A 19310-nucleotide genomic window follows, 5' to 3' on the forward strand; every position below is an offset into this window, starting at 1 on the left:
TCTTACTTCTCCTCGGTACGGGTGTGGGTGACGGCAGGCTCGTTGCCGCCCAGGAGCAGGTAGAGGACGGCCATGCGGACGGACACCCCGTTGGCCACCTGCTCGACGACCGTGCAGCGGTCGGAGTCGGCGACCGCGGCGGTGATCTCCATGCCGCGGACCATCGGGCCGGGGTGCATCACGATGGCGTGCTCGGGCATCCGCGCCATCCGTTCGCCGTCCAGGCCGTAGCGGCGCGAGTACTCGCGCTCGGTCGGGAAGAAGGCGGCGTTCATGCGCTCGCGCTGCACCCGCAGCATCATCACGGCGTCCGACTTCGGCAGCACGCTGTCCAGGTCGTACGACACCGAGCACGGCCAGGTCTCCACGCCGACCGGCACCAGGGTGGGCGGTGCGACGAGCGTGACCTCGGCCCCGAGGGTGTGCAGCAGGTCGACGTTGGAGCGCGCGACGCGGCTGTGCAGCACATCGCCGACGAGGGTGATGCGCTTCCCGGCGAGGTCCTGGCCGAGTCCGGCGTCGGGACCGATGAGCCGGCGCCGCATGGTGAAGGCGTCGAGCAGGGCCTGGGTGGGGTGCTGGTGGGTGCCGTCGCCGGCGTTGATGACGGGGGCGTCGATCCAGCCGGAGGTGGCGAGGCGGTAGGGGGCGCCGGAGGCGCTGTGCCGGATGACGACGGCGTCGACGCCCATCGCCTCCAGGGTCTGGGCGGTGTCCTTGAGGGACTCGCCCTTGGAGACGCTGGAACCCTTGGCGGCGAAGTTGATGACGTCCGCGGAGAGCCGCTTCTCGGCGGCCTCGAAGGAGATCCGGGTCCGGGTCGAGTCCTCGAAGAAGAGATTGCAGATCGTGCGCCCGCGCAGGGTGGGGAGTTTCTTGATCGGCCGGTCGGCGACCCGGGCCATCTCCTCGGCGGTGTCGAGGATCAGGACGGCATCGTCGCGCGTGAGGTCGGCGGCCGAGATGAGGTGACGCTTCATCCGGTTTTCTCCGTGGGTGAAGGAGGGCGTACGGGAATGTCCGTCGAGCAGGCAGGCGTACGGGCCCGGGATCACCGGGTCCCCGCGCGGTGCCTAGCGCTCGCCGGCCGGAGCGGTCCGCTTGACGCCGAGCAGCACGGCGTCGCGGCCGTCCTCCTCGGTGAGCTGGACCTTTACCGTCTCCCGCAGCGACGTGGGGAGGTTCTTGCCGACGTAGTCGGCCCGGATCGGAAGTTCGCGGTGGCCGCGGTCGACCAGGACGGCCAGCTGTACGGCGCGCGGCCGCCCGATGTCGCCCAGGGCGTCCAGGGCGGCGCGGATCGTGCGTCCGGAGAAGAGGACGTCGTCGACGAGCAGGACGACCCGGCCCTCGATGCCGTCGCCGGGGATCTCCGTACGGGCCAGCGTCCGGGCCGGGCCCAGGCGCAGGTCATCGCGGTACATGGTGATGTCGAGCGAGCCGACCGGGATCGCGCGGCCGGTGATCTCCTCGAGCTTGGCGGCCAGCCGCCGGGCGAGGAAGACGCCGCGGGTGGGAATTCCCAGCAGCACCACATCGTCCGCGCCCTTGGCGCGCTCGACGATTTCGTGGGCGATACGGGTGAGCATCCGCGCGATGTCCGGGCCTTCGAGCACCGGGCGCGCGGGAAGCTGATCGCGTACGCCTGGTGCGCGTACGTCGGAGCTGCTTGCGTCCATACGAAACGGACCCCCTTCTCCGCCTCACGGGACGGACTTTAAAGGACGTCGGATTTACGTGCCTCAGGCTATCAGGGGACCCTCCAGGAGCCGCGCGCACCCCTGACGGGCGATGGTCTGGCCCATTCGGCTTGACGAAGTCAGATTACGCTGCGTAACCTCACAGTGAGTTACCAGCCACGCGGCGGAGCCGCATCGATACAGCCGTCTGGGGAGCTTTATGTCCAGCGAATACGCCAAACAGCTCGGGGCCAAGCTCCGCGCCATCCGTACCCAGCAGGGCCTCTCCCTCCACGGTGTCGAGGAGAAGTCCCAGGGCCGCTGGAAGGCCGTGGTCGTGGGTTCGTACGAGCGCGGCGACCGTGCCGTGACCGTGCAGCGCCTCGCCGAGCTCGCAGACTTCTACGGTGTGCCGGTGCAGGAGCTGCTGCCGGGCACGACACCTGGCGGCGCGGCCGAGCCGCCGCCGAAGCTGGTGCTGGACCTGGAGCGTCTCGCTCACGTCCCCCAGGAGAAGGCCGGACCGCTGCAGCGCTACGCCGCCACGATCCAGAGCCAGCGCGGCGACTACAACGGCAAGGTGCTGTCGATCCGCCAGGACGATCTGCGCACCCTCGCCGTGATCTACGACCAGTCGCCCTCGGTGCTCACCGAGCAGCTGATCAGCTGGGGCGTGCTGGATGCCGACGCGCGCCGCGCGGTGGCCCACGAGGAGATCTGACGCCGGTCGTCAGTTGCAGAAACGTACCGCCGCTCCGGGATTCCCGGGGCGGCGGTTGCGTTATGTCCGGCGAAACGGGCTTTGCACCCCGGTCGGCGCATACGCAAGAGCCGTCGCGGCGGTTGCGTGGGGCTCAGGCGGCGTTCTGCGGGCATGCGAAGGGCCCGGAGTGATTGCGTATCGCTCCGGGCCCGTTCGTGTGTTCAGCGGCCGTTGTGGCGCGTCGCGCTACTGCGCCTCGCGCCGCAGTCCCGGCTTCAGCTCCTTGAAGCGGCCGAGGAGGCCATTGACGAAGGCCGGGGAGTCGTCCGTGGAGAACTCCTTGGCGAGCTGTACCGCTTCGTCGATCGCCACCGCGTCCGGCGTGTCGTCCACCCAGATCAGCTCGTAGGCGCCGAGCCGCAGGATGTTGCGGTCGACGACCGGCATCCGGTCCAGCTCCCACTCGACGGAGTAGGTGGAGATCAGCTCGTCGATGCGATCGATGTGCTCCGCATACCCCTCGACCAACTCCAGGGTGTATTCGTTCACCGGCGGCTGCCGGGGGTCGGTCCGGGCGTGCCGCATCCAGTCCGCGAGCACGGACTGCACGTCGGCGCCGCGCTGATCGGCCTCGAAGAGAATCTGGAAGGCGCGCTTACGGGCCTTGTTGCGGGCAGCCACGGTTAGCTGTTCACCCGGCCGAGGTAGTCGCCCGAGCGGGTGTCGACCTTGATCTTCTCGCCGGTCGTGATGAAGAGCGGCACCTGGATCTCGTAGCCGGTCTCCAGCGTGGCGGGCTTGGTGCCGCCGGTGGAGCGGTCACCCTGGACGCCCGGCTCGGTCTCCTTGATGACCAGCTCGACCGCGGCCGGCAGCTCGACGTAGAGCACCGAGCCCTCGTGCTGCGCGACGACGGCCTCGAAGCCCTCCAGGAGGAAGTTCGCGGCGTCGCCGACGGACTTGCGGTCGACGTGGATTTGGTCGTACGTGTCCATGTCCATGAAGACGAAGTAGTCGCCGTCCATGTACGAGAACTGCATCCCGCGCTTGTCGACGGTGGCCGTCTCGACCTTCACGCCGGCGTTGAAGGTCTTGTCGACGACCTTCCCGGAGAGCACGTTCTTGAGCTTGGTGCGGACGAAGGCCGGGCCCTTGCCGGGCTTGACGTGCTGGAACTCGACGACGGACCAGAGCTGGCCGCCTTCGAGCTTGAGCACCATGCCGTTCTTGAGGTCGTTCGTGGATGCCACGGTTGCGGAATCTCCTGGACTGCAGGTGGTGGGACCACGAAGCCGGGCACCGAGCCGCTGCGGCTCAGAGTGCGAGCAGCTCCTTGGTCGTGATCGTGAGTAGCTCTGGCCCGCCGTCCGCCTCGGGGCGGACGACGAGTGTGTCGTCGATCCGGACACCCCCGCGGCCGGGGAGGTGAACCCCCGGTTCGACGGTGACCGGCACGCAAGCGTCCAGTTTACCCATGGCGGCGGGCGACAGCTGAGGGTCCTCATCGATTTCGAGTCCCACGCCGTGCCCGGTCCACGGCCCGAGCCGCTCACCGTGCCCCGCGGCGACCAGGACCTGGCGGGTCACCCGGTCCACCTCGCGGCACTCCACGCCCGGCGCCAGCGCCTCCCGGCCGGCCCGCTGGGCGGCGAAAACGAGGTCGTAGAGATCGATCTGCCAGTCCGCGGGCGTGGTGCCGATGACGAAGGTCCGGCCGATCTCGCAGCGGTAGCCACGGTAGTTGGCGCCCAGGTTCACGGTCAGGAAGTCGCCCTCCTCGACCCGCCGGTCGGTGGGCAGATGCCCGGGGCGGCCGGAGTTCTGGCCGGTCGCGACGGACGTGGGGAAGGCCGGGCCGTCCGCGCCGTGGTCGACGAGACGGCGCTCCAGCTCGAGCGCGAGATGCCGCTCGGTACGGCCCACCAGGATCGACTCCAGCAGCTCGCCCAGCGCCTGGTCGGTGATCTCCGCGGCGATCCGCAGACAGGCGATCTCGTCGTCATCCTTGACCAGCCGCAGCGCCTCGACCGCGCACCCCAGGTCCACGAGCCGCATCCGGGGCGCGACCTGCGCGAGCGCCCGATGGCGGGCGACCGTCAGGTGATGCTCCTCGACGGCAAGGAGCTGCGCGCCGGACTTCGCGGCGAAGTCCGCGCCCGCCACCACCGGGTCGCCGCCGCGGGTGGGCAGCACGGAGACCCGTACGTCCTCGGCGGGCCGGCCCTCGGACGGGTCGCCGCTCGGCGGCATCCCGCACACCAGGACATCATCGGCCGGGCCCAGCAGCAGGGCGGCGCCCGGCGGGGCGCAACCGGTGAGGTAGCGGACGTTGGCGGGGCGCGAGATCAGTGCGGCGGTGCTTCCGGCGCCGGCTACGCGGTCGCGCAGCCGCGTGCGTCGAACCGCGTACAACTCGGACATATCCCGAGAGTACGGCCGGACCGTCCGGGCGGCCGGTCGGAGACGGCCGCCCGGGGGACGCTGCCCGGTGGAGCGGGCCGGTGGCGCTACCAGCTGGGCGGGCTGGCGATGGAGCGGGCGACGACATCGTCCAGCACCCGCACGGTCGTGGCGACGTCGTGCTGGGAGTTGTCGATGATCGGCAGGCCGGAGCCGTACCAGCCGGCCATCCGGCCGTGGATCCGGGCGACCTCTTCGTCGGAGAGGCGGCGGTTGCCGCTGCGCCGGGCGTTGCGCTCCAGGACGATCTCCAGGCCCGGCAGCAGCACGATCGGCAGCAGGCCGGGGCCCACGTGCCGCTTCCAGCCGCCGAGGCCGACGACCGGGCGGTCCGGGAAGACGGCGTCGTCGAGGATGCAGGAGATGCCGTTGGCGAGGAAGTTACGGGCCGCGAAGCCGCAGGTGCGGCGGGCCAGGCGGTACTGCGCCTCGGAGTTGTCGTTCCAGCCCTTTTGCGGGTCGGCGAAGCCGGAGCGCACCCATTCGCGCACGTCATCGAGGCTGATGTGGGCGGTCGGCACGCGTCGGCTGTCGGCCCAGTGGCGGGCGACGCTGGTCTTGCCGGCGCCGGCCGGGCCGATCAGCAGCACCGCGACGGTGGCGTGCGCGGAGTCCTGGGCTGCGGCGCCGGCGGGCGGGTCGGGCAGCGCCACCGGGGCACCCGGCGGCAGCCGGAGGTGGCCGGTGATGTCCGTGCTGTGCGGGGTCGGCGCCTCCTGGTACGGCGCGGGGCCGTTCCAGCCCGGCCCCTGGGCGGGCGGGGCGGCGGGGGGAGGCGGCGCCGAAGGGGCCGGCGGCGAGGGGGGCGGTATGGGCTGTCCCGGGTTGGGGGTCCAGTTCATGGTCGCCCCCGTGGCCGGTCCCGGACCGGATCCCGGCCGGCGGGGCGGTGGCAGCGGAGCCCCCACTGCGTACTGCATCCGGTGGCTCTCCGTCTCGTGCGGTCGACGTGTGCGGTGCTCCGCCGGCTCACGCCGGGCGGTGCTCCAGACGCCGGGCCGTACTGCCCGGCGCGTCGTGCGGTAACCCAGCGGCCCGGACGGGCCGTTGCGCCCCACAGCCGTCGGCGTGGGTGGTGCTGCTGCGAACGGTACCCTCCCAACTGCCGCCGGGTGGGGGCGCTCTCGTGCTCGCCACCCCCGGCGCTCGTCATGTGAACGGCCGAAGGTGGCGAGGAGTGCCCCGGAACGGGGTGTGCGTCAGCCGGAAATCTCCTCGGCCAGCGCACGCAGCGCGAGGCGGTACGAGCCGATGCCGAAGCCGGCGACCGTACCGCTCGCCACGGCGGCGATGACCGAATTGTGACGGAATTCCTCGCGCGCGTACGGGTTCGAGATATGCACCTCGATGAGCGGGGCGGTGCGCTGGGCGGCCGCGTCCCGCATGCCGTACGAATAGTGCGTAAAGGCACCGGGGTTGATGACCACCGGCAGCGAGGCGTCGGCGGCCTCGTGCAGCCAGCGGATCATCTCCCCCTCGTCGTTGGTCTCCCGGACGTCGACCTCGAAGCCCAGTTCCTTGCCGAGCGCGGTGCACTGCTCGACCAGACCGGTGTAGGAGGTGGCGCCGTACACATCGGGCTCGCGGGAGCCCAGGCGGCCGAGGTTGGGGCCGTTCAGGACGAGAACCCGCGTGCTCATCGCGGTCACTCCGCGATCTCGGCGTGGGCGGCCAGCAGCATGGCCGGGTCCGGTCCCTCCAGGACGGTCGGCTTGGCGAGGCCGTCCAGGACGATGAAGCGCAGCCGGTCGCCGCGGGACTTCTTGTCGACCTTCATGGTCTCCAGCAGCTTGGGCCACTGGTCGCCGCGGTAGGTCAGCGGCAGCCCGACGGACTCCAGGACGGCGCGGTGCCGGTCGGCGGTGGCGTCGTCGAGGCGTCCGGCGATCCGGCCCAGTTCGGCGGCGAAGACCATGCCGACCGAGACGGCCGCGCCGTGCCGCCAGTTGTAGCGCTCGTTCTTCTCGATGGCGTGCGCCAGCGTGTGCCCGTAGTTGAGGATCTCGCGCAGCCCGGACTCCTTGAGGTCGGCGGAGACCACCTCGGCCTTGACCCGGATCGCCCGCTCGATCAGCTCGGCGGTGTGCGCGCCGTCGGGGCGCCTGGCGGCCTCCGGGTCGGCCTCGATCAGCTCGAGGATCGCCGGGTCGGCGATGAAACCGGCCTTGATGACCTCGGCCAGGCCGGAGACGTAGTCGTGCACCGGGAGGGAGTCGAGGGCGGCGAGGTCGCACAGGACACCGGCCGGCGGGTGGAAGGCGCCGACGAGGTTCTTGCCCTCGGCGGTGTTGATGCCGGTCTTGCCGCCGACCGCCGCGTCCACCATGCCCAGGACGGTGGTCGGTACGGCGATCCAGCGCACCCCGCGCAGCCAGGTGGCGGCCACGAAACCGGCCAGGTCCGTGGTGGCGCCGCCGCCGACGCCGACGATCACATCGGTGCGGGTGAAGCCGGTCTGGCCCAGGGCCTTCCAGCAGTACGCGGCGACCTCGACGGTCTTGGACTCCTCGGCGTTCGGCAGCTGGATGGCGATCGCCTCGTAGCCCTGGGCCGCGAGGTCCTCGCGCAGCGCCTCGCCGGTGGCGGCCAGCGCCTCCGGGTGCAGCACCGCGACCCGCTTGACGCCGTCCCCGATCAGGCCGGGGAGTTCGCCGAGCAGCTGCCGCCCGACGAGCACCTCGTACGGGTCGGTGCCCGCCGTACCGCCCACCTGGATACGGGTGGCCTGCTCCGTCATGCCTGTTCCTCCCTGTGGGCGGGCTGCGGGGCGTCCGCCGCCGCCCGCGGTAGCTCCAAAGCGTCCAGGATCGCGTCGGCGACCTGGGCGGGGGTGCGCTCGCCGGTGGTGATCACGGCGCGGGCGACCTCGGTGTACAGCGGACGGCGGTGCTCCATCAGCTCGCGCCACCGCTTGCGTGGGTTGACGGCCAGCAGCGGGCGCGGCGCGTCCAGACCCACCCGCTTGACGGCGTCGGCGAGTTCGACGTCCAGGAAGATCACCGGCAGGCCGGCGAGCAGCTTGCGGGTGCCGTCGTCCAGGATCGCGCCGCCGCCGAGCGAGAGCACCCCCGGGTGGTCCTCGAGCGCGGCCCGTACGGCCTCCCGCTCGAGGTCACGGAAGTGCGGCTCGCCCTCGTCGATGAAGATCTCCGCGATCGGCTTGCCGGCCGTGGCGACGATGTCCGCGTCGGTGTCCCGGTAGCGCACGCCGAGCCGCTCGGCCAGCAGCGCGCCCACCGTGGACTTTCCCGCGCCGGGCGGGCCGATGAGTACGACGGCCGGCGACGTCACTTGATCGCCAGGTTGTCGAGGTAACTGCGGACGTTACGGCGGGTCTCGGCGACGCTGTCGCCGCCGAACTTCTCCACCACGGCATCCGCCAGCACCAGCGCCACCATCGCCTCGGCGACGATGCCGGCGGCCGGGACCGCACAGACGTCCGAGCGCTGGTGGTGCGCCTGGGCCGCCTCGCCCGTCGCCACATCGATGGTCGCCAGCGCCCGCGGCACGGTCGCGATCGGCTTCATCGCCGCCCGCACGCGCAGGAGTTCACCGGTGGTCAGCCCGCCCTCGGTGCCGCCGGAGCGGCCGGAGGTGCGCTTCACGCCGTCCTCGGTGGCGACGATCTCGTCGTGCGCCTTCGACCCCGGCACCCGCGCCAGGTCGAAACCGTCGCCGACCTCGACGCCCTTGATGGCCTGGATGCCCATGAGGGCGCCGGCCAGCCGGGCGTCCAGCCGGCGGTCCCAGTGGACGTGCGAGCCGAGGCCCACCGGCACGCCGTACGCCAGCACCTCGACGACGCCGCCGAGGGTGTCGCCGTCCTTGTGGGCCTGGTCGATCTCCGCGACCATCGCCTTGCTCGCGTCCGCGTCCAGGCAACGCACCGGGTCGGCGTCCAGCTTCTCGACGTCGGAGGGCTTGGGGTAGACGCCGTACGGGGCCTTCGCCGCGGCCAGCTCCACGACATGCGAGACGATCTCGATGCCGGCGGTCTCCTTGAGGAAGGAGCGGGCCACCGCGCCCAGGGCGACCCGGGCGGCGGTCTCACGGGCGGAGGCGCGCTCCAGGATCGGGCGGGCCTCGTCGAAGCCGTACTTCTGCATGCCGGCCAGGTCGGCGTGGCCGGGGCGGGGCCGGGTCAGCGGCGCGTTACGGGCCAGCTCGGCCAGGACCCCGGGGTCCACCGGGTCGGCCGCCATGACCTGTTCCCACTTGGGCCACTCGGTGTTGCCGACCATCACGGCCACCGGCGAGCCCAGGGACAGGCCGTGCCGCACACCGCCCAGGAACGTGACCTCGTCCCGCTCGAACTTCATCCGGGCACCGCGGCCATAGCCGAGCCGGCGCCTCGCCAGCGCGTCCGCCACCAGATCGGTGGTGATCGGGACTCCGGCCGGAAGGCCCTCCAGCGTCGCCACGAGTGCGGGGCCGTGCGACTCCCCCGCCGTCAGCCAGCGCAACCTGCTCAACGGTGCTCCTCATGTACTGCTCATCCGCGTACGGTCTCCCCCCGATCCTCCCACGTCGGAGCCGGACGGCGGTGCCCGGTCCAGGGAGCGGACCGGGCGGTCCGCCCGGCGGATGGGCGGGCGGCCATGCGGATCAGCGGGCCGCCAGCGCCGCCGTGCCCGCCTCGCGCATCGCGGCAAGGGGGGCCGGCGACCGGCCCGTCATCTGCTCCACCTGGAGAACCGCCTGGTGGACCAGCAGGTCGAGCCCGCCGACCACCGCGCCGCCGCGGTCGGACCAGGCGGTGGCCAGCGCCGTCGGCCAGGGCTCGTAGAGGACGTCGAAGAGCGTGCCGGGCCGGTCGGGTACGGCGGTGGCGAGCGCGTCGGTGGTGCCGGCCGGAGTGGTGGCGATGGTCAGCGGCGCCCCGAAGGCCTCGGCGGCGTCCGCCCAGGGGGCGGTACGGACCTCGACGCCCAGCCGCTCACCCCAGCCGCGCATCTCCTCGGCGCGGGCGTCGCTGCGGACGTACGCCGTGACCTCACCGGTGCAGATGCGGGAGAGCGCGGCGAGGGCGGAGGAGGCGGTGGCACCCGCGCCCAGGACGGCTGCCCGCTCGACCGTTTCCACGCCACGCTCGCGCAGCGCGGAGAGCATGCCCGGGATATCGGTGTTGTCACCGGTGCGGCGGCCGTCGGCCGTGAAGACGACGGTGTTCACCGCCTCGACGGAGGCCGCGGTGTCGGTGATCTCGTCGAGCAGCGGGATGATCGCGCGCTTGAGCGGCATGGTCAGGGAGAGGCCGGCCCATTCGGGGCCGAGCTTCTCGATGAATCCGGGCAGCCCGGCCTCGTCCACCTCGAAGCGGTCATACGTCCAGTCCGTCAGGCCCAGTTCCGCGTAGGCGGCGCGGTGCAGGACCGGGGAGAGAGAATGGGCGATGGGGGATCCGAGGACCGCCGCCTTGTTGTTGTCCGACACAGCCAGGCCCTCAGTTCTCGCTCTGCTTCTTCGCTTGCTGCCGCTTGTTGAACTCTCTGACCAGCTTCTTGTGGTCGTTGAAATTCGTGGTGAAGTCCGTCTTCTTCTGGTCGACCGAGATGAAGTAGAGCCACTTCTTGGTGTTGTCAGGGTTGATGACGGCCTTCAGCGCATCCTCGCCCGGGTTGCCGATCGGACCGGGCGGCAGCCCCCGGTAGAAGTACGTGTTGTACGGGTCGTCGTAGTTCCGGATCTCTTCCGCACTGATGTCGATTTTGCTCTGGTTCTTCAGATAGTTGAAGGTCGAGTCGAATTCGAGCTTCTGATTGGTGTCCGTGTTGCTGGGCGCGAGCCGGTTGTAAACGACCGCCGCCATTTTCCGGAAGTCGTCGTGCGTCATGCCTTCGGCCTGTGTGAGGCTGGCGACGGTGATGAGCTGCAGCGGAGATTTGAGGTGGAACTTCCTGGCGTTCGCCTCCGGGTCGTACTTCGCGTACTCCTTGGTGGCCCGCCCGACCATCTGCTTGAGGACATCGGCCGGCTTCGCGTTCTGCCCCACGCTGTACGTGGACGGATAGAGGAAGCCTTCGAGCGGATCCTTTATCTTGGCCGAGTCGTTGGCCCATGACGGCAGCCCGAGACTGTTGAGCTGCTTCTTGGCGATGTCCTTGGTCGTGCCCGCCTTGAGCTTCAGCTTCTGGTCGACGAGTTGGTAGACCGCGCCGGCGCGCAGACCCTCACGGATCGTGAGCCCGTTCCGGCTCTTGGGATCCAGCATCAGCTCCATGGCCGCGGCCGCCGACATGTGCTTGCGCAGCGAATAGGTGCCCGGCTGCAGGGACCTCGACTTCTTGTCGTTGTCGGCCGCCGCATCGCGGAACGCACCGGCGCTCTTGATCACGCCCTTTTTCGCGAGAATCTCGCCCATGTCCGAGATCAGCGAACCGTCCGGAATCTCGACCTGTACGGCGCCGGATCCCTCGCCCTCGTAGTCGGGCGCCGATCCGAAGTGGGCCATGAAGAAGTCGTAGCCGAAATAGCCGACGGCGCCGACCGCGCCGGCGAATACCAGCGTCACGACCAGGCAGGCCGTGCCGCTGCGCCGCTTGTTCTTGCCGTTCTTCTTGCCGTTCTTCTTGCCTCGGCGGTCACGGCCGCTCTTGCGCTCGCGCGCGTCGTCGTCGGGGTGGCCGTCGTCATCGTCGTCATCGTCGGCGAAGAACGAGTGCTCCGGCTCCGGTTCCCGCAGCCGCTCCGGATCGGCCCGCCAGTCGTCGCCCGCGGTGTCCTCGTACGGCGGCTCCGTGTGCTGCTCGTACTGCTGCGGAGGGTACTGCTGCTCGTACTGGTCGAACTGGTCGTACTGCTGCGGCGGGTACTGCTGCCGTTGCGGCGCCTGCTGGTACTGCGGGTGCCGCGGCATCTGCTGCTGTCCGTGCTGGGGCTGCTGCGGCTGCTGGTAGGGATCCTGATGCCCGTAGTAGTCCTGCCCCGCCCCGCCGTACGGATCGGCCGGCGGCTGCTGCTGGGCATAGGGGTCGTACGGGTCGTACGGCAGCTGCCCGCCCTGCGTACCGTCCCAGCCGCCGTTGTACTGCTGCTGAGGATGGTGCTGCTGGGGATAGGGAGCGGACTGCTGTCCGTCCCACTGGGGCTGCTGTGCCTGGCCTCCGTAGGGACCCTGGTCTCCGTAGAGCGGGTCCTCGGGATGCCACGGTTCGGAGCCGTAGCCCCGGCCATACTCGGTCATCGATCCCCTAGAGCCGAGAGGCGGTGCGCTCCGGCCTGGCAGCGCGATTGCGGTGTGCCGATCCGCCTCTACTTGCACGCGCGGCTGTTCGAACCGCCGCCACATCGCGCGGAACGTTACCGTACCGCGATCAGATGACCACTTCGACGCTCTCCCCCGGCGGCTGCCCGGAGGTCCGTTCGGTTTCCAGGGCGCTCTGGAGGATGACCACGGCGGCCGCCTGGTCGACCACCGAGCGGCCCTTCTTGCTGCGGACCCCGGAGGCGCGCAGGCCCTGGGTCGCGGTGACCGTCGACATCCGCTCGTCGACCAGCCGGACCCCTACGGGCGCGATGTTCTTCGCCATCTCCTGGGCGAAGGCCCGGACCTTGGCCGCGGCCGGCCCCTCTCCCCCACTGAGGGAGCGGGGCAGGCCGACCACGACCTCGAGCGGCTCGTACTCGTCGACGATCGCCTTGAGCCGGCGGTGCGCCGCCGGTACGTCACGTCCCGGCACGGTCTCGACGGGGGTGGCGAGGACCCCGTCGGGGTCGCACGAGGCGACCCCGATACGGGCGTCCCCGACATCCACGGCGATGCGCCGGCCGCGTCGCATCTCACTCACGCGCGTCAGGCCGCCTCGGCCACGAGGCGCTCGACGGCCTCGAGGGCCTCGGGCACCGCGGCGGGGTTCTGGCCGCCGCCCTGGGCGACGTCCGGCTTGCCGCCGCCGCCTCCGCCGAGCGTCTTGGCGGCCGTGCGGACCAGGTCACCGGCCTTGATGCCGCGCTCGCGGGCGGCCTCGTTGGTGGCGATGACCGTCACCGGGCGGCCGTTGGCGACCGAGAACAGGGCCACGACGGCGGCGCGGCCGCCCTGGATCCGGCCGCGCACGTCGAGGACCAGCTTGCGCAGATCGTCGGCGGAGGTGCCGTCCGGGACCTGGGCGGCGGCCAGCGCCACCCCGCGGACGTCCTTGGCGCCCGCGGCCAGCCCGGCGGCGGCCTGGAGCACCTTCTCGGCGCGGAACTTCTCGATCTCCTTCTCGGCGTCCTTCAGCTTGGCCAGGACCCCGGAGATCTTCTCCGGCAGCTCCTCCGGGCGGCCCTTGACCAGCTCGGTCAGCTGCGAGACGACGGTGTGCTCGCGGGCGAGGAACCGGTAGGCGTCCACGCCGACCAGCGCCTCGACGCGGCGCACGCCGGAGCCGATGGAGGACTCGCCGAGCAGCTTCACCAGGCCCAGCTGGGCGGTGTTGTGGACGTGCGTGCCGCCGCACAGCTCCTTGGAGAAGTCGCCGATGGTGACCACGCGGACGCGGTCGCCGTACTTCTCGCCGAATTCGGCGATGGCGCCCTGCTTCTTGGCGTCCTCCATGCTCATGACCTCGGCATGGACGTCGAGCTCACGGGCGAGAACGTCGTTGATCTTCTGCTCGACGTCCGTGAGGACCGTGCCGGGCACGGCGGCCGGCGAACCGAAGTCGAAGCGGAAGCGGCCCGGGGAGTTCTCTGAGCCGGCCTGGGCGGCCGTCGGGCCGAGCGCGTCGCGCAGCGCCTGGTGGGTGAGGTGGGTGGCGCTGTGGGCGCGGGCGATGGCGCGGCGGCGGGTGACGTCGATGGCGGCGTACGCGGCCGAGCCGAGCACCACCTCGCCGACCTGGACGACGCCCTTGTGGACCGTGACGCCGGGCACCGGCTGCTGGACGTCGCGGACCTCGACGACGGCGCCGGACTCCAGCTTGATCCGGCCGGTGTCGGCGAGCTGGCCGCCGCCCTCGGCGTAGAACGGCGTGCGGTCCAGGACGACCTCGACCTCGTCGCCCTCATGGGCGGCGGGGGCCGGGACGCCGTTGACCAGCAGGCCGACGACGGCGGACTCGCCCTCGGTGGCGCTGTAGCCGGTGAACTCCGTGGCGCCGGACTTGTCGGCGACCTCGCGGTAGGCCGACAGGTCGGCGTGGCCGCTCTTCTTGGCCTGGGCGTCGGCCTTGGCGCGCTCCCGCTGCTCCTTCATCAGGCGGCGGAAGCCGTCCTCGTCCACCGACAGGCCCTGCTCGGCGGCCATTTCGAGGGTGAGGTCGATCGGGAAGCCCCAGGTGTCGTGGAGCAGGAAGGCCTTGTCGCCGGGCAGGATCGCGGAGCCGGCGGCCTTGGTGTCCGTGACGGCGGTGTCGAGGATGTTCGTGCCGGCCTTCAGCGTCTTGACGAAGGCGGCCTCCTCGGCGAGGGCGACCGTCTCGATGCGGCGGCGGTCCTCCAGCAGCTCCGGGTACTGCTGGCCCATCGTCTTGATGACGACGTCCAGCAGCTCGCCGACGACCAGGCCCTTGGCGCCCAGCAGGCGCATGTTGCGGATGGCGCGGCGCATGATGCGGCGCAGGACGTATCCGCGGCCTTCGTTGCCGGGGGTGACGCCGTCGCCGATGAGCATCGTGGACGTGCGGATGTGGTCGGCGACGACGCGCAGCGAGACATCGCTGTCGTGCGCGGCGCCGTAGCGGACGCCGGTCAGCTCGGTGGCCTTGTCGATGACGACGCGCAGGGTGTCCGTCTCGTACATGTTCGGGACGTCCTGGAGGATCATCGCCAGGCGCTCGAGGCCGAGACCGGTGTCGATGTTCTTGCTGGGCAGCTCGCCGAGGATCTCGAAGTCCTCCTTGCCGGTGCCCGCGCCGCGCTCGTACTGCATGAAGACCAGGTTCCAGATCTCCACGTACCGCTCGTCGTTGACGGCCGGGCCGCCCTCGACGCCGAATTCCGGGCCGCGGTCGTAGTTGATCTCGGAGCACGGGCCGCAGGGGCCCGGGACGCCCATGGACCAGTAGTTCTCCTTCTTGCCCAGGCGCTGGATGCGCTCCTTGGGCACGCCGACGACCTCGTGCCAGATGCGCTCGGCCTCGTCGTCGTCGAGGTAGACGGTGATCCAGAGCTTCTCCGGGTCGAGGCCGTAGCCGCCGTCGGCCTGCGAGCCGGTCAGCAGCTCCCAGGCGTACTTGATGGCGCCTTCCTTGAAGTAGTCGCCGAAGGAGAAGTTGCCGCACATCTGGAAGAACGTGCCGTGCCGGGTGGTCTTGCCGACCTCTTCGATGTCCGGCGTACGCACGCACTTCTGGACGCTGGTGGCGCGCGGCGCGGGCGGCTTGACCTCGCCGAGGAAGTACGGCTTGAAGGGGACCATGCCCGCGTTGACGAGCAGCAGCGTCGGGTCGTCCGCGATGAGCGACGCCGACGGCACGACGGTGTGCCCACGCTCTTCGAAGAAGCGCAGCCAGCGGCGGCGGATTTCAGCCGACTCCATCAGTGGTCCTCATTTCCAGTCGGTCCGGTCAGCCCGGGCTTTCCCGGGGTTCTCGTGGTGCGGTGGTGCGTTTCGAGCGCCGCGTGGGAACGCGGCGCGGGCAGCTCGGCGACCTCGCTCGACCTGGTCAGACCGAGCGCGTCGTGCAGCTGCTCTTCACGGTCCGCCATTCCGGTCCGTACGTCCAATGCAAATTGGCGCAGCCGGTGTCCGGTCTCGACGGCCTTGTCCGCGGCCTGCGCGGCGAGACTGTCGGGCTGCAGCTTGCGCAGCTTTCGGTGGACCTTGTTGGTGGCCCACACTCCGGCGGCGGCGCCGGTGGTGAACCAGAATGCACGGCGGAACATCGCTGTGATCAGTCCTTGGAGCGACGGTTGCGGCGCCCGCCGCGGCGGGCGCCGGGCAGGGTTCGGCCGACGACGACGGTGCGCTTCGGCTCGCTTTCGCCCTTCTTGCCGATCGCGCGGCGCACGCCGTAGCCGAACGCCGCGACCTTGACCAGCGGTCCGCCGAAGGCGGAGGAGACGGTCGAGGAGAGCGCGGAGGCGTTGGCGGTGACCTCTTGGACGTCGGCGGCGATGGCATCGACGCGGGCCAGCTGGGTGTGTGCGGAGCGGACCGTTGCCGAGGCATCGGCCAGGAGGGGAACCGCCTGGTCGGACACCTCGGCCACCATCTTGGTGGTCGCCTTGAGGGTCCCCGCCAGCCGCACCAGCACGAGGGCGAGGAACGACACGAGGATCGCCCAGAAGACGGCCACGAGGATCCCGGCCACCTCTCCACCGGACACGCTGGCACCACTCTCCGACTGGTTGGGGCTGGTCTCGTCCCGCTCGGCTCGTCCCGCTCGAACGGCAGCCTTGACCTTATCGCGCCGTGACTGTCCGTTCGTACCCCGTTCCCCGCGCCGCGAGGGCAATCGAAAGCTGCGATTGTACGGTCCGCACGGGGCCGAGTACGCTCCGTGTGCCATGCGACGCATCCCGCGCCCCGACGGCTCGTCCGGCTCCCCTTCCTCGCGTCCGCCGCTACCGGGGAATCCGGGAAATCTGCCCGCGGAACTCAATCGGTTCATCGGCCGCGACGACGAACTGGCCGCGCTGGCCCAGCGGCTGGAATCCGCCCGCCTGGTGACGCTGACCGGCCTCGGCGGCGTCGGCAAATCCCGGCTCGCCCGCAGAGCGGCAGCGATCTTGCAGGATCGCTTCTGCGACGGCGCCCGGCTGGTCGAGATCTCTCCGCTGCGCGATCCCCAGGTCCTGGAGCACGCCTTCGTCGAGGCGCTGGCGCCGGTCGACCACACCGGGCGGCCGCCGCGGGCCGCGCTGTGCGATCACCTCGCCGGCCGCGAACTGCTGCTCGTCCTGGACGGGTACGAGCATCTGGTGGCCGAGTGCGCCGAGCTGACCGGGGAGCTGCTGCGCCGCGCGCCGGGGCTGCGGGTGCTGGCCGCGGGCCGGCGTCCGCTCGGGCTACCCGGTGAGTACACCCTGCCGCTGGCGCCGCTGAACGAGGCCGACGCCGCCGCGCTCTTCGCTGACCGCGCCGCGGCCGTCGTCGCGGACTTCGCCGTCGGCCCCGCCAACGAAACCGCCGTCACCGAGCTCTGCCGCCGCCTCGACGGCATCCCGCTCGCCCTGGAACTGGCCGCCGGCCGGCTGCGTGCCCTCTCCGTCGACCAGGTGCTGCACCGCCTCGACGACCGCTTCCGGCTGCTGACCGGGACGCACCGCGGCGCTGCCCCGAGCCGGCCGGCCGGGCACGCGCAGGGGGCGCCGCCGTCCCGTCACCAGACGCTCCGTACGGCGATCGGCTGGAGCCATGAGCTGTGCACGCCCCAGGAACGGCTGCTGTGGGCGCGGCTGTCGGTCTTCGCCGGGCAGTTCGACCTGGAGGCGGTGGAATACGTCTGCTCGGGCCCGGAGCTGCCCGTCGATGAACTCCTCGACGTCATCTCGGAGTTGGTCGCGCAGTCGGTCCTCGTACGGGAGGAGGGCGCGGCCGGGGTGCGCTACCGGATGCTGGACACCGTACGGGCCTACGGGGCGGGCTGGCTGGAGGCGACGCAGGACGGCGAGCGGCTGCGGCGGCGGCACCGGGACTGGTATCTGGGGCTGGCCACCTGGTGCGAGCTGGACTGGTTCAGCCCCCGGCAGGCCGAGGTCGCGGCCCGGATCGAGGCCGAGCTGCCGAATCTGCGGGTCGCGCTGGAGCAGAGCCTGGAGGGCGAGGGGGACGCGTATCTCGGCCAGTATCTGGCGGGCACGCTGTGGTTCTACTGGGTGGGCTGCGGCCGGCTCTCGGAGGGGCGGCAGTGGCTCGACCGGGCGCTGGAGCTGGAGAGCGACCACGACGAAGCCCGGCTGAAGGCGCTGTGGGTGGTCGGCTATGTCGCGGTGCTCCAGGGCGACACCCTCGGCGCGATGGCGGCGCTCCAGGAGTGCCGCGAGGAGGCCGAGCGTACGGACAACGCCACGGCGGCCGCGTACGCGCTGCACCGCACCGGCTGTCTGGCGCTGGTCTGCGACGACATGCCGCGCGCCGAGAAGCTGCTGAGCGGGGCCCTGGTGCGCTACCGGGAGATCGGCGAGCTCAACAGCAATGTGCTGATGGGGCAGGTCGAGCTGGCGATGGCGGTGGCCTTCCAGGGCGAGCTCGAGTACGCGGTGCGGCTGTGCGAGGACGTGCAGCAGGTGTGCGGGGACCACGGCGAGCGCTGGACGCTGGCGTACGCGCTGTTCGTGCTGGCCTTCGCGGCGTGGTCCGGCGGCGAGGGCGGGCGGGCCCGGGAGCTGCTGGAGGAGTGCCTGGCGATCGACCACACCTTTCACGATCTGCTGGGTGCGGTGCTGGCGATCGAGATGCTGGCGCTGGTGACGCTCGGCGAGGGGGACGCGGAGGAGGCGGCGGTGCTCCAGGGCGCGGCGGGCCGGATCTGGCCGTCGGTGGGGCTGCCGCTCTTCGGCTCGCGCTACTTCAACCAGCCGCATGCGCTCTGCGAGGAGCGGGCGCGGGAGCTGCTGGGGGCGGAGCACTACGAGGCATGCCTGCGGGCCGGGGGCGGGCTGGACCTGGACCGGACGGTGGCGCGGATCCTGGGGAGCGCCGAGGAGGCGCCGGAGCCGTGCCGGATGGCCCGGATCACGCCGCCCGCCACGAGCGAGCCCGCCGCCTCCCCCTCCGCGAGCGGTGGGGAGACGGCGGGCTGAGTGCGGTGCCGCGCCTGCTGGTGATCAGCGGGCGTAGTACTCAACGACGAGCTGCTCGTCGCAGATCACCGGGATCTCCTTGCGGTTGGGGTCCCGGTCGAGACGGAACGCCAGCGCCAGGAGGTTGACCTCGAGGTAGCGCGGGGTCTCGCCGTCGGGGGCGTAGCCACCCTCACGCGCGACCTGGAAGGGGTGCTTCTCGCGGCTGCGCTCGCGGACCTGCACGACGTCGCCGGGGCGGACGCGGAAGGACGGCTTGTCGACCTTGCGGTCGTTGACCGCGATGTGGCCGTGCACGACCATCTGGCGGGCCTGGTAGATGGTGCGGGCGATGCCCGAACGCAGGACGAGCGCGTCCAGACGGCGCTCAAGCTCGACGATCAGGGCCTCGCCCGTCTTGCCTTCGACCTTCCGAGCGCGGTCGTAGGCACGCGCCATCTGGCGCTCGCTGATGTCGTACTGCGCACGCAGGCGCTGCTTCTCGAGCAGCCGGACCTTGTAGTCACTGCTCTGCTTGCGGCCACGGCCGTGCTCGCCGGGCGGGTAGGGACGGGCCTCGAAGTACTTGACGGCCTTGGGCGTCAGCGCGATGCCGAGCGCGCGCGACTTCTTGACCTTGGGACGCGACTGGTTCACGTGGAACGGACCTCCGTGTAAGTTAGGTGAGGCTTACCTTAGCGCGAGGAGAACGCATGTTTCGACCTGGGATCCCCCTGCCCGGCGCACACAGCACCGAGGCGGGTCAGCCGCGTCCCGTGGACAACGCCCAGCGGCCCACTGCCGCCGAGCGCGTACGA

19 protein-coding genes are annotated in these 19310 nt (G+C 71.1%); 2 read left to right on the top strand and 17 right to left on the bottom strand.

The features are described 5' to 3' along the window. Nucleotides 1-2: 2 nt before the first annotated feature. Both ACIRPT_RS24950 and pyrR read right to left on the bottom strand, forming a co-directional pair. Complete coding sequence (locus ACIRPT_RS24950; RefSeq protein ID WP_403830715.1) at nt 3-980, bottom strand: aspartate carbamoyltransferase catalytic subunit; 978 nt, start codon at nt 978-980, stop codon at nt 3-5. Nucleotides 981-1073: 93 nt separating this feature from the next. Beyond that, nucleotides 1074-1679: a bifunctional pyr operon transcriptional regulator/uracil phosphoribosyltransferase PyrR gene (pyrR, locus tag ACIRPT_RS24955; protein ID WP_403504798.1), complete on the bottom strand. Its 606-nt coding sequence runs from the start codon at nt 1677-1679 to the stop codon at nt 1074-1076. Between the two features lie 220 nt (nt 1680-1899). Between pyrR and bldD the strand changes: the two genes are divergently transcribed. Next, complete coding sequence (bldD, locus tag ACIRPT_RS24960; RefSeq protein WP_362712307.1) at nt 1900-2400, top strand: transcriptional regulator BldD; 501 nt, start codon at nt 1900-1902, stop codon at nt 2398-2400. 228 nt (nt 2401-2628) lie between these two features. Here the strand turns inward: bldD and nusB are convergent, their stop codons facing one another. From nusB to ACIRPT_RS25030, 14 genes are all read right to left on the bottom strand, one after another. Next, complete coding sequence (gene nusB / locus ACIRPT_RS24965) at nt 2629-3063, bottom strand: transcription antitermination factor NusB (RefSeq protein WP_403504795.1); 435 nt, start codon at nt 3061-3063, stop codon at nt 2629-2631. 2 nt (nt 3064-3065) lie between these two features. Next, the gene (efp, locus tag ACIRPT_RS24970) at nt 3066-3632 is read right to left on the bottom strand and encodes an elongation factor P (RefSeq protein ID WP_403830720.1); all 567 of its coding nucleotides are present in this window, start codon (nt 3630-3632) and stop codon (nt 3066-3068) included. A gap of 64 nt (nt 3633-3696) precedes the next feature. After that, nucleotides 3697-4803 (bottom strand): aminopeptidase P family protein, encoded by a 1107-nt coding sequence (locus ACIRPT_RS24975; protein WP_403830723.1) that lies wholly within the window; start codon nt 4801-4803, stop codon nt 3697-3699. A gap of 86 nt (nt 4804-4889) precedes the next feature. Then, nucleotides 4890-5762, bottom strand: coding sequence for a Pro-rich N-terminal domain-containing protein (locus ACIRPT_RS24980; RefSeq protein WP_403830726.1), 873 nt, complete (start codon nt 5760-5762; stop codon nt 4890-4892). Between the two features lie 279 nt (nt 5763-6041). After that, nucleotides 6042-6482, bottom strand: coding sequence for a type II 3-dehydroquinate dehydratase (aroQ, locus tag ACIRPT_RS24985; RefSeq protein ID WP_403830729.1), 441 nt, complete (start codon nt 6480-6482; stop codon nt 6042-6044). Nucleotides 6483-6487: 5 nt separating this feature from the next. Further along, nucleotides 6488-7579, bottom strand: coding sequence for a 3-dehydroquinate synthase (gene aroB, locus ACIRPT_RS24990; RefSeq protein WP_403830732.1), 1092 nt, complete (start codon nt 7577-7579; stop codon nt 6488-6490). Then, nucleotides 7576-8133, bottom strand: coding sequence for a shikimate kinase (locus tag ACIRPT_RS24995; protein WP_403830735.1), 558 nt, complete (start codon nt 8131-8133; stop codon nt 7576-7578). Before ACIRPT_RS24995 ends, aroB begins: the two co-directional genes overlap by 4 nt. Beyond that, a complete protein-coding gene (gene aroC / locus ACIRPT_RS25000; protein ID WP_403830738.1) occupies nt 8130-9314 on the bottom strand; it encodes a chorismate synthase in 1185 nt (394 codons plus the stop codon). The genes ACIRPT_RS24995 and aroC overlap by 4 nt, the downstream gene beginning before the upstream one ends. Nucleotides 9315-9447: 133 nt before the next feature. After that, nucleotides 9448-10275, bottom strand: coding sequence for a shikimate dehydrogenase (locus ACIRPT_RS25005; RefSeq protein ID WP_403830741.1), 828 nt, complete (start codon nt 10273-10275; stop codon nt 9448-9450). A gap of 10 nt (nt 10276-10285) precedes the next feature. After that, on the bottom strand, nt 10286-12025 hold the full coding sequence (mltG, locus tag ACIRPT_RS25010) for an endolytic transglycosylase MltG (RefSeq protein ID WP_403830744.1): 1740 nt from the start codon (nt 12023-12025) through the stop codon (nt 10286-10288). Nucleotides 12026-12155: 130 nt separating this feature from the next. Beyond that, nucleotides 12156-12620 carry a Holliday junction resolvase RuvX gene (ruvX, locus tag ACIRPT_RS25015; protein WP_403831063.1) on the bottom strand — a complete coding sequence of 155 codons (465 nt, stop codon included), beginning with the start codon at nt 12618-12620 and terminating at the stop codon, nt 12156-12158. A 14-nt stretch (nt 12621-12634) separates the two neighbouring features. Further along, complete coding sequence (gene alaS, locus ACIRPT_RS25020; protein ID WP_403504769.1) at nt 12635-15304, bottom strand: alanine--tRNA ligase; 2670 nt, start codon at nt 15302-15304, stop codon at nt 12635-12637. Beyond that, nucleotides 15304-15651: a DUF6167 family protein gene (locus tag ACIRPT_RS25025; RefSeq protein WP_403504766.1), complete on the bottom strand. Its 348-nt coding sequence runs from the start codon at nt 15649-15651 to the stop codon at nt 15304-15306. Before ACIRPT_RS25025 ends, alaS begins: the two co-directional genes overlap by 1 nt. An 8-nt stretch (nt 15652-15659) precedes the next feature. Then, nucleotides 15660-16094 carry a DUF948 domain-containing protein gene (locus ACIRPT_RS25030; RefSeq protein ID WP_403830749.1) on the bottom strand — a complete coding sequence of 145 codons (435 nt, stop codon included), beginning with the start codon at nt 16092-16094 and terminating at the stop codon, nt 15660-15662. A 181-nt stretch (nt 16095-16275) separates the two neighbouring features. Between ACIRPT_RS25030 and ACIRPT_RS25035 the strand changes: the two genes are divergently transcribed. Next, nucleotides 16276-18513 (top strand): ATP-binding protein, encoded by a 2238-nt coding sequence (locus tag ACIRPT_RS25035; RefSeq protein ID WP_403830752.1) that lies wholly within the window; start codon nt 16276-16278, stop codon nt 18511-18513. A gap of 24 nt (nt 18514-18537) precedes the next feature. Here the strand turns inward: ACIRPT_RS25035 and rpsD are convergent, their stop codons facing one another. Then, nucleotides 18538-19149: a 30S ribosomal protein S4 gene (gene rpsD, locus ACIRPT_RS25040; protein ID WP_403830755.1), complete on the bottom strand. Its 612-nt coding sequence runs from the start codon at nt 19147-19149 to the stop codon at nt 18538-18540. Between the last annotated feature and the right edge of the window lie 161 nt (nt 19150-19310).

It is taken from the genome of Streptomyces sp. NPDC101227, assembly GCF_044767545.1.
Taxonomy (GTDB): Bacteria; Actinomycetota; Actinomycetes; order Streptomycetales; family Streptomycetaceae; genus Streptomyces.